The sequence below is a fragment of the Gaoshiqia sp. US2 genome (genome assembly GCF_059705485.1).
The window spans coordinates 3,422,097-3,438,091 of record NZ_AP048550.1 but is presented as its reverse complement, the minus strand read 5'-3'; the positions used below and the strand labels follow the sequence as shown (position 1 = coordinate 3,438,091).

Sequence of the window (15,995 nt, the reverse complement as noted above, 5' to 3'; positions counted from 1 at the left end):
ATTAGTTTGAAGGCGTGTATTGCTTAAAAGTTTGGTCAGTATAAAATACAACAATCCGCTCTATTTCCTTATTATTCGGGGAAAGCCCGGTGGCTACCCCGTCGTCTCGGGTGGTTTTGGGCCTGACAGGAGCGTTTTCTGTCTTTACCGATGGTTGTGGATTCTCAATCGGAATTGGCTCTGTTTTTAGCGGTTCTTTTTCGTGAAAATGGATTTTTGTTTGTGATTCGGGAATGTTTACCATGTTGCCTTCGCCCATGATCAGCCATTTTGCATCAATTTCGGGAAAACTTTCAAGCAATTTGGCGATAAACTGAAAGCTGGGCTTATTCCGCCCATGAAGAACATGAGTAATATTTGACCGCTGTACACCAATCGTGTCTGCCAACTCCGACGGAGTCAGTCCTTTTTGGTCCATAAACTGTTTAATCCGGTTGTTCATGAAATTCAATCCAAGTATTCACAAAAGTAAAGAATGAAATTTAAACTTCAAAATACATCTGTAAATTGCTTCTGATTACATTTGTAATCAGATCGGATCACACTTAGTCCTCACAGGATTAAATATATTTAAAGATTTAGATCATATAAATCATTTATTAATCTGAATAAAAGGTATATATAATCTTATTTTATTTCACATTCAGTTGAATTGCCAATATTTGAAATTAAAACCCGAACCTATGCTTTATATATTATGAATAAATCATTGATTTTAAATACTTTATATAAAATATTGTGTGTGATTTTATACTAGTAATGGCAATTTATTAGTGTAAATAGTACACCTTCCCTACCCGACTATTTATTTTTGATTGTTCTGAAATGAAATTCGTTTTTGATTGACAAAACACCACAAATGTTTACTTTTGTAAATATTCGTTGCTTGCCTAAGCGATCAGTCTGCTTCATTCTTGCATTTTTCTGAAATAGCATAACAGTCGTGTTGTATCATTAACCCGGACTAGCTTATTTCGGTAAACTGATTCATCTTGCTGAATCTCATTTTTAGAGTCCTGATGTGTGTTTTTTTTGATCAATGTTTCATGCCGATCTCTTTACTGCTTTTCTTTCCAATATTTGCGTACGCTCCTCTATGGAAAATCTAATTATTCAATTCTCAGGCAATTAAAATACGAACATTTTAAATTCATCTATCTGATAAATAGTAAATTAACCGGATATCATCCGATCCATATAAGCTCAAAAAATACCGGTCTCGGATGAGAATTGTTGTTCAGCCGCCTGATTCTCGTTTAAGATGCTTATTTTCGTTCGGTAAAATTTCAAAAATCAAAATATGCGAGGCATTCCTGGTTCAGCGGTATTCATTTTTATTTCGTTCATCTTATTTACCGAGCTATTGGCCTATTGGGGAATTATCCGGCTTGTACGTGAAAGAAAACTAAAAAAGAAAGTGAGTATCCTCTATTGGGGAGGAACGGTGGTTTTTTTGGGTATCTGGTTGCTGGCCTTTTTAAATCCGGACAAAATCAGACAAACGACCAATTACCAGTTTTTCTACTTTGTTATTTTTATATCCTTTCTGAATATTCTGCCTAAAACACTGATATCGCTGTTTACGGTTTTTTCGTTACCCTTCCTGTTACTTAAAAATAAAATTGGTTCACGCGTGATTTTATTGTGCGGAATGATTTTAAGCATGGGGATGATCCTAGATATTGGCTATGCTGTTGTTTTCGGAAAAAAGTCGATCCGTACCGAATCGGTTGAACTGACATTTCCCGTTTTGCCTGAATCATTGGATCAATTAAAGATTGTTCATATTTCAGACATTCATCTCGGGAGTTTCGAAAACAACCGGTTTTTGGAGCGCTGCACCCGGGAAATTAACCGACATCAGCCTGATCTGATCTTTTTTACCGGTGATATTGTAAATAATTATTACCAGGAAATGCTTGGATTTGAGGATCAACTCAAAGGCATGTATGCGACATACGGAAAATTCGCGATTCTTGGGAATCATGATTACGGCGATTATTCGGATTGGCGGAACGAGGAAGACAAAATCTTCAACCGGCAGATGATCAAGCAAAAACTGATTGACGCGGGATTCACCTTGTTGCTGAATGAGTCAGCACAAGTTGCCATCAGAGATACTTCGTTATCTGTAATTGGTGTTGAAAACTGGGGACATGAGCCGTTTCCCCAGTATGCGAAACTGAAAGAAGCCATGATTGGGCTGCCTGAAAATTCTTTTCAAATATTATTGACTCATGATCCGGCTCACTGGGAAAGCCAGGTGATAAACCAAACTGAAATTCATTTAACACTTTCGGGACACACCCACGGAGGACAATTTGCCTTAAAGATTGCCGGCATCGAGTTCAGTCCGATTTCTCTCATCCAGAAACACTGGGGCGGTTTGTACCGGCAAGATGAGCAACACCTGTATGTAAACCGTGGGATCGGCAGTGTTGGTTTTCCCGGAAGAATAGACATGGCGCCGGAAATTACCGTGATCACCCTGAGATCAAATTGAGTTAAAATCGATTGTAAACAAAAATTCAAGGCTGAAGTCTTGATAATCCGGGAGATAGACTCCTCTAAAACCAACCGAAACCGGAGCCACAAAGCGTAGGATATGCCCATCGCCGTTTAATTCGAGTCCAAGTGATTTCAGGTTAGTATTGAATTTACCGTGAATTGTCCCGTCATTGTTATAGATATTCCCCTTCAAATTGGCGTAATCATAAAAAAGTGATGTTCTTATCCGTTTCAGAAAGAACAATCGTCCAAGGCTAAGATCAGGATAGCAAAGCGGCATGACATAATCGGCTGCAAACGAGTAAAAATCAGTATTATTGAAACTGCTGAATCCGCGCGGATACCGGATCATATCCGAAAACCCGACATCGCTGTTTGATGATTTCTGCTGGTATCCATTGTAAAACCGGAATCCATGGTTGCGCATAAAACCCGGAAAATACAGGTTCGACCGGAAAGCGTTTAAATGACCAAGACTGATATCTCCTGTGGGGCTATGCCTGTAAATCAGCTCAAACACCTGGCCCCAGTTCGGTTGCAGGTCGAGTTCGGCCATCCGTATCACATTCTTAAAATATAAACGATATGAAATAAAATGATAGTAGCCGCTGAAAAAATTATCAGGAGTCGTGTTGTCGTGAATCACTTTCCTGAATCCGTAAGTTGCTTCAGGTTGCAACAATTGCGTGTACTTCCCGCTGTTGAAATACAAGGGCAAGCGCATCCCAAAATCAATATCCAGTTCTTTCCACGAGAAGCTCTTTAAGGTAGTATCCCGGCTGATCACATTTCCCTGATTATCTCTTCGTTCCAGAATCTCATAATAGTTCGATTTTCTGTTTCCGTACGCGAACTCTGTATCAATGACCGGAAACAGGCCCGAATATTCGAAATTAGCCTTATACTTTCCCGCCTTTTCAGTCAGGTCATATTCATAGCCCAAATGGGTGCTGGCAGTTCCCAATTTATTTTGCGACATAAAAGAAACACCAGGATTCACTTCGTAGTCATTCACATTAATGTACGCCGGCGCCCAGCTGTGAAAATTGAATAAATGAGCCAGTTTCCGATACGGTTTTAGCTCGTATTGCCGTTGTTTGCGACTATTAAAGTCGAGCACGGTATCTTCTTGTGCTGCCAGTGATTCGGCCAACGGGTACCTGTACGGTTCAATTTGATGGGATGGTTTACGGAGGGTTTCATTTATGTTGAGTGCAGCAACAACATAACCATCTGCCATATAATTGCTGAAAAATAAATGTCCGTTTTTTACCGAGGCATAATCGGCTCCAAAGGGCACAGACGTGAGTTGTTCAATCTCGCTGGTTTTCACATCGATTGAAAAGATATTATCAATTCCGGTAACCGATGATGTGAAATACAATTTTCCATTAAAAAAATGCGGATTACGGATATCTTCCCTGCCGGGTTCGCTTAATGCGGTAAACTTACCGGTGCCGGTGTCCAACGAAGCAAGATATTTCCCGTCACGATTAAGCGCAATAAAATACAGGGTATTCCCGTCTGTATTCCAGTCAGGAGTCAAAAAATACTGGTTATCGGCCGTGAAAAACTCACGAAGCATCTCCCCTGTTTTTAAATCAAAAATGCCTAATTTATATTTCCCGGAATGATCGGTGACCACTGCTGCAAAACGGCTGTGATCGGGAGAAATTACCGGACTAACTAATTTATTTTCAACAGTAATAACCCTTCTGTCCCTGGTATACATATTGTACACCACAACAACCGAACGATCGGCATGCGCCCATCTCAGGTCTGGTCGCCTTTCTGCCCAGATTAACAGCTCATCGGTTCTTGAAAACGATTCTTCCAGAATGATTCCCGGGGTATGAATAAGTTTTTCTTTTCCATTGGTCAGAACAACGATTTTTCCGATGTCGTTCCGGCTTTCTTTATAGGCAATAACCGAATCAGCAGACAAGGCTGAAACATAGCGATAATTTGTAAAAGATGATTGTTTTTTCGGACTGACGGAACTCTGGTTGGTCAGTTGCAATGCAAGCTGCTCCGATTTCCATTCATCCAGGTAGTTCTGGAACAGTTCTTTATAAAGTTTCTCTTTATTCATACCTGCCTTCTGTTTCAGTGCCCTGTTTAACGGATTCACTGATAAAGGTGCCCTGCCTATACGGCTTAACGCGTCGGTCCAGATTTCAGCGCCATAGGCTTCACGAATTCCTCCGGCCATCCAGTAGCCAAAGTTATACCGGTTTGGCACAAAATCGCGATACGAACCCATACTTGCCTTATCGTATGAATAGAGACCTTTTTCGATGGTCTGGGCTTTGTGTTCCATTAAAAAAGAAGGTAAACGGCCCCGCCCGGCCTTGGTCAGAGCTGTTTCTGTAACTACCGCATCCCCTTCAATGAACCAAAATGGCAAATATGCTCCAACAGCAAGAGTCGCTGCCTGTTCTCCGAATAGAACCGGGAATATAGCAGGCAATTCACTTTGTATTTTATCCATCTGCACAACATGCCTGAATTCGTGTATCGCCAATTGTTCCAGCCAATCCTGAGCATAGATTTTCTGATGCGGTGTTGGAAATAATTCGACCCGTTTGGGCGACCAGGCCACCAGTCCGTTCGACTTAATGGTATGTGTATGCAGGATTACCGAGATTTTTTTTGGCGGATGATTGAGTGTCCGGTAGCCGTATTCGTATACATGGTCGAGAATATTGGCAAGCTGACTGGCTTTTTCTTCATACCCTTCCGGGAAAATAATCTGAAAATGAGGACTTGTAATCTCCTTCCACTTGATTTTGGCCGGATCATCCCCGCTTGAAAAATACTGGGCAAATGATGTAAAACAAATCAATATCAAAAAGGCAAGTACTGCAAAATGTTTTAGCTGCATAATCAGGTCAACTCTAAAATAAGGTTGAAATATAGCTAAAATATCATCGAAAAAAATAACTGGTTCTACTGATTCTGTATTTCCCCTTGCCGTTTCGACTGAACGTCGTTTTTTTAATATTCAGAAGAAAATGAATCTTTACGGGAAGAATGTTAAATTTGAGTTCTAAAATTTCAGCCTTGGAAATCTATTTTGATCAACCATATTCATTTTTTCTGATTTTAGCCTGTATGCTGACTGCCACTCTGGTTGCTTTTTTTTTATACCGGAGAAAATGGCAAGGGGAAATATTTACTCCCGGACAGGTCAGAATTTTATTTTTTTTAAGGTTTTTATCGGTTTTTATCCTGTGCGCTTTACTACTTGGTCCGGCTGTTAAACGAATTCGACAAAGCAAAATAAAACCGGTGCTGATTTTTGCCGCCGATAACTCTCAATCGCTCATAAAATATCGCGACCAGTGCGAAGAGCTCATGAATCAAGCAAAAAAATCATTGAACGATTTTCAGATTGAGTACTGGACGTTTGGAGAAAACGCAAAAATCAATCATAAACCTGATTTTTCAGAACTCAGGTCTGACTACAGCAACCTGATAAAATCGGTGACCGACAATTACCTGTTGCCCACGATTGGCGCGATGATCATTTTAGGTGACGGACTATACAACAACGGAAACGACCCGGTTTTCGAAAGCAAGTCGCTCCCCTTTCCCGTGTACACCTTGGGTGTTGGCGATACAACCTTACGAACGGATGCTGCCATAAGGAAAATTAATACCAACCATTCTGTATTTCTGAATAATTATTTCCCGGTTGAAATTGATGTGGTTTTTGCTAAAGCCGGAGGCCAGGTTGCAAATCTGAACGTATTAAAGAATAACGTAAAAGTATATGAATCAACTATAAACATTTCATCGGATGAATATTTTCATCAGGAACGAATTCGTTTGAAAGCCGAAGATGAAGGGATAAATAATTATTCGGTACTGATTGATCCCATACCCGGAGAAGAAAACAGAGCTAACAACAGGTATGATTTTACGATACATGTCATTTCAGAAAAACAGAAAATTTTATTCTGGTCACATGGCAGCCATCCCGATCTGGCGGCTATTATTAAAGCTATCGGGGAAATTGCTGCATATGAATGGGAATTAAAAACCGCTGATGACCCTAACATCAGTTTTGAAGATTACAGCTTGGTCATTGTTCATCAGCTTCCTGACGGAAAAGCTGCGAATAGCCGGTTATACACGGACTTGATCAGCAGTCGTGTTCCGGTTCTGTTTCTGAGCAGTTCCGCCGGCGCCATTGCCGGTCTCCAGAACTTGCAGGCCGGGGTTGATATAATTACTTCAGGGAGCTATGAAAATGCCATTCCCCTGCTGAATGTCAATTTCAACTTATTCACACTTGATAAAGAGTTAAAAGAACAGGTTTTGCTTTGGCCTCCCCTGGTCGCCCCGTTTGGGAATATTAAGCTGGATGGCGGCATACAAACACTTTTTTATCAACGTGTACAATCGGTTGAAACAGATTCCCCCCTGGTAGCTGCCGGACGCTTACAAGGCAAAAAACTTGGGTTTATTTTTGGCGACGGAATCTGGCGCTGGCGATTATACAATTACCTGCAAAACGGCTCACACCAATCATTTGACGATTTCATGCAGAAACTCGTTAATTACCTGGTTTTAACGCTAAATGAAGACAACTTCAACCTTTTCTACAAAAAAGAATATCAGGAAGACAGCCGGATAACCATGCAAGCCGAATTTTTTAACGATAGTTATGAGGCTTATAATGAACCGGATATTTTACTTCGGCTCAAATCAGACCAGGAAGTCGATTATTCGTTTGTTTTTGATAAAACAGCTGACCAGTATCAGCTGGACATGGGAAGCCTGCCCGCTGGAACCTACACGTTTGAAGCGGTATTAAAGCATGGAGAACGGGAGTATCGCGAAGAAGGGAGTTTTCAGGTGAGCAAATTGCAACTCGAGTTTGCCAGGACCCATGCTGATTTCCGGGTTCTGTTTCAAATCGCGGCCAATACCGGCGGAAATTTTTATCCGGTATCCGATTTTGATGAGTTAACGGATGAATTGAACGATAGCCCTCGGATGAAAGAACAAAAAATAAGGCAACTCATTTTTCAGGAGTTTATCTCATTGAAATGGCTGTTTTTTTTCGTTCTTTTGGTCTTAACTTTGGAATGGTTTTTGAAAAAACTATGGGGTTCATATTAAACTGAAAAATATGGCTACGATTCGGAATTACACGTTTTTTATCGGTGCAGTAATTATTTTCTTTTTGTTAGAGGCATGTACGGTAAGTTTAAAAACATTTACCATCGAAACGGCAGCACCATCCCCTGATCTGCTTCCCGATAAAATTGGCAGTTTAACCCTGATGAACAGGTCTGTAACCAATGAATTTCAGAATTACGATAAGGACAGCCTGCAACGTTACTTTTATCGGAAAAAATTTGATGTAAATGCGGTTGTTTTGGATAGTATGGCGGCCGATACCACCTTGAAAGTGCTGGCGGAATTGTTATTCTCGTCGGGCCGTTACGATGTGGTTATTCCGGAAGACAGGAATTTTGCACGTGATCTGAAGTTTTACCAGTTATCGGAAGAACTTGACAGGGATGAAGTTCGCCGCATTTGCAGTGAATTTAATACAGATGCCCTGCTGGTAATCGAACGTTATTACAACAAGCTGATAACGGATTATACCATCCACCCGCCGTTATTTGGATATGAGCAATTTGCAACTGCCGCTATTGACTCGAAATACGATGCCATTGTGAAAATTTATGAGCCTGAGTCGGGAAAGGTTGTCCGCCAGGTACTGGTGTCGGATACCATTTCGTGGTTTGAGTCTGACACTGCCACGGAAAGGCTTTTCGCGAAGCTTCCTTCGGTAAAAGAATGTCTCATTCAAACAGGTATTCAGGTGGCGCTCGAACTTGATGCTAAATTATCTCCAACCTGGGTTAAAGAAAACCGGTCGTATTTCCTGTTGAATGATGATGCCGACAAAGTGAACGGTTTTATCAAAAACCAGGATTGGCAAGCGGCTTACGATTACTGGCTGGGTTATTCCAACCATTCCAAACCATCGGTCAAATTCAGGGCCGAATATAACCTGGCCATAGCCAGTGAAATGCTTGGAGCAGTAGACGAAGCGATTGAGTGGGCAACAAAATCGTATTACACCAAATACCACAAGCAAACCGAAAACTACCTGTACAAACTGAAGAGGAGAAAAGAAACGCTTCAAAAATTCCAAAAAGTTAACGAGTAATCTCCCGGCTTATTTGCGGTAATTGATTTCCGGCCTTTTCAATGCTCTCACAATCAGAAAAATTCCACCCAACACAAATGGTATACTCAGCCATTGCCCCATATTCAATGTCATGGCAGCCTCGAAAGTTTCCTGATCTTCTTTAATAAATTCGATCAGGAAGCGGGATAAAAAGACCATCACAAAGAACAAGCCGACAAGCAAACCTTCGCGTTTTCGAAGATTGGTCTTCCAATAAATGAAAAGCATAGCTCCGTAAGTTATCAGATAGGAAAGCGCTTCGTAAAGCTGTGTAGGATGCTTGGGCACAGTTTCCCCGTTTCGTTCAAAAATAAATCCCCAGGGTAAGCTGGTTTCAACTCCGTAAATTTCAGAGTTCATCAGGTTTCCGGTCCGGATTAGGGCAGCAACCAGGGCGGTGGGCACCACAACCCGGTCGAGCACCCAAAGAACAGAACGTTTGGAAATTTTTTTGCTCCAGTAAATCAGGGCAATGAAAATACCCAACGCTCCCCCGTGGCTGGCCAGGCCACCATGCCACACTTTTAATATTTCTGCCGGATGTTGCGAATAATAATCCCAACCATAAAAAATCACATGCCCCAAACGAGCGCCAATCACGGTGGCAACAATCAGGTAAATAAACAGGCTTTCGAGCCATTTCAGGTCGATTTTTTCAAATTTAAACATCCATTCTCCCTGGTAATAGCCAAAAAGGAAACCGGTAGCAAATAATAATCCGTACCATCTTACTGAAAGCGGGCCTAAATGAAAAATTTCAGGACTGACATTCCAATGGATAAACGCTAATAATTGATGCATGTGACTGGTTTTTTATTATTCTAATCCTTTCCCGTGACAACTTTTGTACTTTTTCCCGCTTCCGCACGGACATGGTTCGTTTCGTCCAACTTTCTTTTCAACACGAACAGGCTGAACTTTCTGCGGTTCCCGTGGTCCGGATTGTCTTCCGCCCGAAAGCTCGGATACATCCGATTTTTGAGTCGAATATTTACTCATATCTGTCCGTTTCGCGGCTTCAGCCTCGCGTACCTGGTTCGGATCGGAAATCGGGATATGACCTTTCATCAGGGTTGAGACAATATCCTTGTTCACCTTTTGGATCATCAGCTTAAATAAGTTGAACGATTCGAACTTATAAATCAGCAGCGGATCCTTTTGCTCGTAAGCAGCATTCTGAACGGATTGTTTCAAATCGTCCATCTCCCGGAGTTGTTCTTTCCAGGCTTCATCGATGGTGAGCAGTACAATTTGCTTCTGGTACGATTTTACCAGTTCCTTCCCTTTATTTTGATAGGCTTTTTCAAGGTTGGTGACAATCTGGAAAATCCGTTTCCCATCAGAGATTGGAACAACAATGTTCTGGTACAAATGAGATTTATGCTCATAAACATCTTTGACAACCGGATAAGCTTGTTTTGAAATTGTTTCAACTTTACGGGTATAGGAGTCAATCATCACCTGGTAAATCCGGTCAATAATTTCTTCCGGTTTTAATTTCAGGAATTCATCCTGACGAACCGGAGATTCAATCGACATCAACCGCATCAGTTCGAGGTTGAAGTCTTCAAAATCGCCCCCGTAATATTCGTTAACCAGATTCTCGAGCGAATCGTACATCATGTTGAGCACATCAACTTCCAAACGTTCGCCGAACAGGGCGTGACGGCGTTTTTTATAAATTACCTCGCGTTGCGAATTCATCACGTCATCGTACTCAAGCAAACGTTTCCGGATTCCGAAATTGTTTTCTTCCACTTTTTTCTGAGCCCGTTCAATGGATTTGGTAATCATGGAGTGCTGAATCACTTCCCCTTCATCCAATCCCAGGCGGTCCATGATGCCGGTAATCCGGTCGGAATTGAAAAGGCGCATCAAATCGTCTTCCAGCGAAACAAAGAACTGAGAACTACCCGGATCTCCCTGACGGCCTGAACGACCACGCAGCTGACGGTCGACGCGCCGGGAATCGTGTCTTTCTGTTCCGATGATTGCCAAACCGCCGGCAGCTTTCACTTCAGTGGTCAGCTTAATGTCGGTACCACGACCTGCCATATTGGTAGCAATGGTTACCATTCCTTTTTTACCTGCATCGGCAACAATTTCGGCCTCACGAGCATGCAGCTTGGCATTCAGTACGTTATGTTTGATTCCGCGAATTTTCAACATACGGCTGAGTAATTCCGAAATTTCAACAGAAGTGGTACCAACCAACACCGGGCGGCCAGCCTCGTTCAATTCAACGATCTCCTGAATAACAGCGTTGTATTTTTCGCGCTTGCTCTTATAAACCTTATCATTCCAGTCGTTCCTGACAATTGATCTGTTGGTAGGAATCACAACAACATCCAATTTATAGATGTCCCAGAATTCTCCTGCTTCGGTTTCGGCAGTACCTGTCATCCCGGCCAGTTTGTTATACATCCGGAAGTAATTTTGCAGGGTAATGGTTGCAAATGTCTGAGTTGCAGCTTCTACCTTAACCCGTTCTTTTGCTTCAATGGCCTGGTGCAAACCGTCGGAATAGCGACGTCCTTCCATGATACGACCGGTTTGTTCATCAACAATTTTCACCTTGTTGTCAATCACTACGTATTCCACGTCTTTTTCGAACATGGCATAAGCTTTCAACAACTGGTTGATGGTATGAACGCGTTCTGATTTTACCGCGTAATTTTGAAGCAGGATATCTTTTTTCTCGATCTTCTCGCGGCTGTCCAAATCCGGATTATTTTCAATCTCGGCAATGGACGAGCCAACGTCCGGCAAAATAAAAAATTCCGGGTCATCCACATCCGAAGAAATCAGGTCGATACCCTTATCGGTGAGTTCGACTGAATTCAGCTTTTCATCGATGACAAAGAAGAGCGGATCGGTGACCACGTGCATGTTTTTGCTGTTGTCCTGCATGTAAAAATTCTCAATTTTTTGCATGCTGGCTTTAATGCCTTCTTCGCTTAAAAATTTAATCAGCGCTTTGGTTTTTGGCAAACCTTTGTGGGCGCGCAGCAACTGCATGGAACCTTCTTCTTTTTCTTCTTTCGAAATATTTTCTTTGGTCAGCAAGCGTTTGGCATCGGTCAGGCTTTGGGTGACATATTGACGTTGGGCAGCCACCAGTTTCTCCACTTTGGGCATTAATTCTTCAAATTTCTGGTTCTCACCCTTGGGTACCGGACCTGAAATAATTAAAGGTGTACGGGCATCATCAATTAAAACGGAGTCAACCTCGTCAACAATGGCATAATGGTGTTTACGTTGAACGAGGTCGCGCGGGTTGATGGCCATGTTGTCGCGCAGGTAATCAAAACCGAACTCATTGTTGGTACCATAGGTAATATCGGCAAGGTATGCTTTTCGGCGGGCATCCGAATTGGGTTGATGTTTATCAATACAATCAACACTAAGCCCGTGAAATTCGAAGATTGGTCCCATCCATTCCGAGTCACGTTTCGAGAGGTAATCGTTTACGGTTACCACATGCACTCCTTTTCCCGTTAAGGCATTCAAAAATACCGGTAAGGTGGCGACAAGTGTTTTCCCTTCACCGGTAGCCATTTCGGCAATTTTTCCCGAGTGCAGAACGATACCGCCAATTAGCTGCACATCATAGTGGACCATCTCCCAGGTGGTTTCGTTGCCGCCCGCGATCCATTTATTGTGCCAGACCGCCTTACTGCCATCAATCAGAACATGATCTTTAACAGCAGCCAGGTTACGGTCAAAATCAGTTGCCTGAACAATGATTCTCTCATTTTCGGTAAAACGTTTAGCCGTTTCTTTTACCACCGAAAAAGCCGCCGGAAGTATTTCATTTAAAACTTCCTCGGTTTTTTCATCTATTTGTTCTTCAAGTTTATCAATTTGCTGATAGAGACTTTCGCTTTCCTGAATATCGGCTGTTTCAGCCTGTAGTTTAAGTTCAGCAATCTGGTCTTCTTCGGGTTTAATCCGTTCTTTAATGATCGCCCGCAACTTTTCTGATTCAGCTCTTAACTCATCATTTGAAAGTTGGGTGATCCTGGTGTATTCAACCCGGATTTTTTCCAGGATTGGGGTAACTTCTTTGATATCCCTGTCGGATTTTTTCCCAAGAAAGCCACCTAACATCTTACTTATAAAAGCCATTATTTAATGTTTTTCTGATTATTTACGTTGACGCACACAAAAGTAATTATATTGTATAAGTATATAACCGGTCTGCCTTATTTTTTCAATAATAATCGTGCCATACCAATCCATCCCAAAAATAAAGACAGAATATCAGTTAAACGAATTTGAACTGACATAAAAGCAGAAAGTTTTCACGATTGGATAAAAAAGAAGAATTTGACAGAGGGATTAGCCGAAGGTTTTGTTTGCGGGTGTATATAAAAAAAGCCGCTTCCGTAAAGAAAGCAGCTTTTGAATTGATACTGTTTAATTTATAAAATGCTAGTTCAACAAATGTTGATAGCTGGGGTTCACTAAGCTGGGCAGGTAAGCTGCAATATAATCCAGCGCAAGCTCGTTGTTGAGCTGCGAGGTTGAGATTATGCGTTGTTTCGCCAATTCAGCCGAGTTAATGACCTGGCTGGTCATCACCTCGGGCAATTTAGATTCCGACATTTTTACGTTTCTGGCCCCAAATCCTTTGGCGGTACAATCATAGGCCACCTCGAAATGACTGCCGCGAACAACGTACGTTTTACATTTTTTTGTTTGCTGGAGAGTAATTGTCAGCGGAGATCCATTGTCATTATACGACAATACCCAGGCAGATTCGACGCCTGCCTGTAACTCCTGCTTATCGACCGGAGTAAGCCGATAGTCGTCATACATACTACCCCAGGAACCAGCGCTTGCAGAAAAAGCAACCACTACGAACACACACACTGCAACAAGTTTTGAAATTTTGTTTTTCATGACTTTGATTTTAATAATTAAGGTTCTTAATTCTGTTCATTGTTTCTTAGTTAGAGTGCCCGGAGAAGGCATCATATTCACGCTTTCTTTTATCCGAACAATCTGATTTATTTACCTAAAAGACAAACAATGGCCTCAAATGTTACACGGTGGATGGCTCATTTCGATAAATAGGGATATCCAGTCGGCAAACGTCGTATTTTTACCGGTCAACAAAAAACGACGTTAATCGGAAGAATCGGGATAAAATATACAGCTGACAACGACAATTTTTGTGTTGTTTTTCACTTCTTTTACTCAGCCAGGTGAGGGTGAGGTTCAATCGATAAAAATATCCGGAAGAGGAATGGAATTATTAATACAAACCCTGCTGACTGTTTACATGAATGCTTCCTCCAATCCGCACATTTTTTGAAACTTTATATTCCAGGAACATGGATACGCCCCGCATATTCATGTTTTTAAATTCCGGATTAAGCGGAAAGGGATTAAAAACTGAATTGGCAGAATAACCGGTTCCGCCGTATTTTAACCTATAGGCTTCAAAGATATGAAATAGCCATGGCAAAACCCGGTTCTGTTAAAGGAATCTGATTTTACTCATGGCTATTTTATGACTTCAATCGTTTAGAATAGTTTAAAACCAAGTGTTACCAAAAAGGACTTGATTTTCTCGTCACTTGACCCGGAATAGATATCACCAAAGCTGTTTTCCATCCTTACATCAAGCGAAAGGAACATAAAATCAACTCCGGCTCCATATTGCCATCCAAAAATGTTATCCTTGAAATTTTTCGGATCAAAGGAGCTTCCGTTATTAACATCTTTACTCGTAAAGAAAGAGAATACGGGTCCGGTATTCAATCGGGCGTTGAACGCACCAACATCAATAATTTTGTAACCCAACAGGATAGGAACATCAATCGCTTTTAAATCAAATGAATTGGTTCCTTCGATGTTTTTCAGATCACCGCCTTTCGAATTAAAATAGGCTTCAGGCTGCAGATAGAATTTACCGGCATTTACCCGTAAAAACATCCCCGCGAGGAAGTTATTGATGTTTTTTTCATCATAATCATCCAGGTTGGTTGTCAACTTTGAGCTGTTTAGACCGGCCTTAATCCCCAGATTAACCGGAGATTGCGCGTTTGACGCCTGGAAAATTATACCAAGCGTAAATACTAATAATACTAACTTTTTCATGGCTATAATTTTAAATGATATACATGATAATAACGTTATTCCTGACGAAGTATTGCTCAGGTCCTCCATCCGACACGATATCTCAGACCAGATCACAGGCATCAGCAGGCATCCAATGTTTGTCTTTTCCCTCCCACTTTACATTGCAACCAATCGGATTCGTAACCGGAACACTTACCGGCTTTCCGGAAGTCAGTTCCGTAAGAGCCCGCTCCAAATCGTTTACGGTAATTTTCGACGAATCTCTCGGGTTGTCTACCCCTCTGCCTGTATAAACAAGCTTTCTGCTTTCATCGAAAACGTAAAAATGGGGCGTGCGAAGCGCTCCGTATGCCAGAGCCACATCCTGGCTTTCGTCTCTCAAATAGATCCAAGGAAATCGATGTTCCTCCATCCGTTCCACCATATGCGCGAAATCATCTTCCTGGTAGGTATTCGCGCTGTTTGAATTAATTGCCACAAATTCGACTCCCAGCGGCTTAAACTGCTCAACTGTTTTCCTGGTAATTTCATCACTCCCGATCACATACGGGCAATGTTACACGAAAAGAAAATAACCAGGCATTTTGAGTGTTTAAAATCTGCCAGGGTGTAACTTTTTCCATCGGTAGCCGGTAAATTAAAATCAATAGCTTTAGATCCGACATTTAATGTAAATCCCATAATGATTGAATTTTATCGTTCACTATTCTATAACAAAACAAAAGCGGACAAGTTGATGACAGTTCATCGCAAAAGCAGGAGACAATGAATGAGGCAACTTTAACGTTAAAAACAGGAAGAAAGGACTAACAAGCTGTCAGCAAGTAGTTAGCAGAAAAAAAATAGATGGAGGTATTGGAAAAATAAAAAAAAATCAAGTAGTTTACGAAATCATTAATTACTCATTGTTCTAATTTATAAATTATTGAATTTAAAGTTAATAGTCTTACGGAAATGAAATCGAACAAGCACTCAAAAAAGAATACTAGACATTCTGAGGTTGAGAGAAATGACGTTGACAACAAATTTAGCAAAGCTGTAAAGAGAGAAAAAAGTACTAAAAAGAGATTATCGATATATGATGAGTTTGATGAAGAAGAATCATTTGATGATCCGGACTATGAATCGGATGATGATTCGGAATACGATGATGAAGAAGAGGAGTACTGATAATCACCTTCCC

The 15,995-nt window shown here is 41.4% G+C and carries 12 protein-coding genes; 4 read left to right on the top strand and 8 right to left on the bottom strand.

Annotated elements, in window-relative coordinates:
- Position 1: 1 nt before the first annotated feature.
- Positions 2–418, bottom strand: coding sequence for a helix-turn-helix domain-containing protein (locus tag AC6H3C_RS13845; RefSeq protein ID WP_497515991.1), 417 nt, complete (start codon positions 416–418; stop codon positions 2–4).
- 882 nt (positions 419–1,300) lie between these two features.
- Here AC6H3C_RS13845 and AC6H3C_RS13840 point away from each other — a divergent pair.
- Positions 1,301–2,503: a metallophosphoesterase gene (locus tag AC6H3C_RS13840; RefSeq protein ID WP_497515990.1), complete on the top strand. Its 1,203-nt coding sequence runs from the start codon at positions 1,301–1,303 to the stop codon at positions 2,501–2,503.
- Here AC6H3C_RS13840 and AC6H3C_RS13835 read toward each other — a convergent pair.
- The gene (locus AC6H3C_RS13835; protein WP_497515988.1) at positions 2,495–5,392 is read right to left on the bottom strand and encodes a TolB family protein; all 2,898 of its coding nucleotides are present in this window, start codon (positions 5,390–5,392) and stop codon (positions 2,495–2,497) included. The two genes, AC6H3C_RS13840 and AC6H3C_RS13835, sit on opposite strands and share 9 nt — an antisense overlap.
- Before the next feature lie 473 nt (positions 5,393–5,865).
- Between AC6H3C_RS13835 and AC6H3C_RS13830 the strand changes: the two genes are divergently transcribed.
- Entirely contained in the window at positions 5,866–7,638 is a 1,773-nt protein-coding gene (locus AC6H3C_RS13830) for a hypothetical protein (protein WP_497515987.1), read from the top strand.
- Between the two features lie 10 nt (positions 7,639–7,648).
- On the top strand, positions 7,649–8,701 hold the full coding sequence (locus tag AC6H3C_RS13825) for a DUF6340 family protein (protein ID WP_497515986.1): 1,053 nt from the start codon (positions 7,649–7,651) through the stop codon (positions 8,699–8,701).
- Between the two features lie 9 nt (positions 8,702–8,710).
- On the opposite strand, the gene lgt is transcribed toward AC6H3C_RS13825, so the two are convergent.
- From lgt to AC6H3C_RS13795, 6 genes are all read right to left on the bottom strand, one after another.
- On the bottom strand, positions 8,711–9,523 hold the full coding sequence (gene lgt / locus AC6H3C_RS13820; protein ID WP_497515985.1) for a prolipoprotein diacylglyceryl transferase: 813 nt from the start codon (positions 9,521–9,523) through the stop codon (positions 8,711–8,713).
- Positions 9,524–9,538: 15 nt separating this feature from the next.
- Positions 9,539–12,850 (bottom strand): preprotein translocase subunit SecA, encoded by a 3,312-nt coding sequence (secA, locus tag AC6H3C_RS13815; protein ID WP_497515984.1) that lies wholly within the window; start codon positions 12,848–12,850, stop codon positions 9,539–9,541.
- Between the two features lie 306 nt (positions 12,851–13,156).
- Complete coding sequence (locus AC6H3C_RS13810) at positions 13,157–13,597, bottom strand: hypothetical protein (RefSeq protein WP_497515983.1); 441 nt, start codon at positions 13,595–13,597, stop codon at positions 13,157–13,159.
- 657 nt (positions 13,598–14,254) lie between these two features.
- Positions 14,255–14,830, bottom strand: a complete 576-nt coding sequence (locus tag AC6H3C_RS13805) for a porin family protein (RefSeq protein ID WP_497515982.1) — start codon at positions 14,828–14,830, stop codon at positions 14,255–14,257.
- An 82-nt stretch (positions 14,831–14,912) separates the two neighbouring features.
- Positions 14,913–15,356 carry a thioredoxin family protein gene (locus AC6H3C_RS13800; protein WP_497515981.1) on the bottom strand — a complete coding sequence of 148 codons (444 nt, stop codon included), beginning with the start codon at positions 15,354–15,356 and terminating at the stop codon, positions 14,913–14,915.
- Complete coding sequence (locus AC6H3C_RS13795) at positions 15,353–15,493, bottom strand: hypothetical protein (RefSeq protein ID WP_497515980.1); 141 nt, start codon at positions 15,491–15,493, stop codon at positions 15,353–15,355. Before AC6H3C_RS13795 ends, AC6H3C_RS13800 begins: the two co-directional genes overlap by 4 nt.
- A gap of 273 nt (positions 15,494–15,766) precedes the next feature.
- Here AC6H3C_RS13795 and AC6H3C_RS13790 point away from each other — a divergent pair, with 273 nt between their 5' ends.
- Positions 15,767–15,982: a hypothetical protein gene (locus AC6H3C_RS13790; protein WP_497515978.1), complete on the top strand. Its 216-nt coding sequence runs from the start codon at positions 15,767–15,769 to the stop codon at positions 15,980–15,982.
- Positions 15,983–15,995 lie beyond the last annotated feature (13 nt).

What these genes read in the sequence shown, in the direction of transcription:
- AC6H3C_RS13845 (WP_497515991.1), bottom strand. Translation starts at nt 418, where the DNA reads ATGGACCAAAAAGGACTGACTCCGTCGGAGTTGGCAGACACGATTGGT.
- AC6H3C_RS13840 (WP_497515990.1), top strand. Translation starts at nt 1,301, where the DNA reads ATGCGAGGCATTCCTGGTTCAGCGGTATTCATTTTTATTTCGTTCATC.
- AC6H3C_RS13835 (WP_497515988.1), bottom strand. Translation starts at nt 5,392, where the DNA reads ATGCAGCTAAAACATTTTGCAGTACTTGCCTTTTTGATATTGATTTGT.
- AC6H3C_RS13830 (WP_497515987.1), top strand. Translation starts at nt 5,866, where the DNA reads ATGAATCAAGCAAAAAAATCATTGAACGATTTTCAGATTGAGTACTGG.
- AC6H3C_RS13825 (WP_497515986.1), top strand. Translation starts at nt 7,649, where the DNA reads ATGGCTACGATTCGGAATTACACGTTTTTTATCGGTGCAGTAATTATT.
- lgt (WP_497515985.1), bottom strand. Translation starts at nt 9,523, where the DNA reads ATGCATCAATTATTAGCGTTTATCCATTGGAATGTCAGTCCTGAAATT.
- secA (WP_497515984.1), bottom strand. Translation starts at nt 12,850, where the DNA reads ATGGCTTTTATAAGTAAGATGTTAGGTGGCTTTCTTGGGAAAAAATCC.
- AC6H3C_RS13805 (WP_497515982.1), bottom strand. Translation starts at nt 14,830, where the DNA reads ATGAAAAAGTTAGTATTATTAGTATTTACGCTTGGTATAATTTTCCAG.
- AC6H3C_RS13795 (WP_497515980.1), bottom strand. Translation starts at nt 15,493, where the DNA reads ATGGGATTTACATTAAATGTCGGATCTAAAGCTATTGATTTTAATTTA.
- AC6H3C_RS13790 (WP_497515978.1), top strand. Translation starts at nt 15,767, where the DNA reads ATGAAATCGAACAAGCACTCAAAAAAGAATACTAGACATTCTGAGGTT.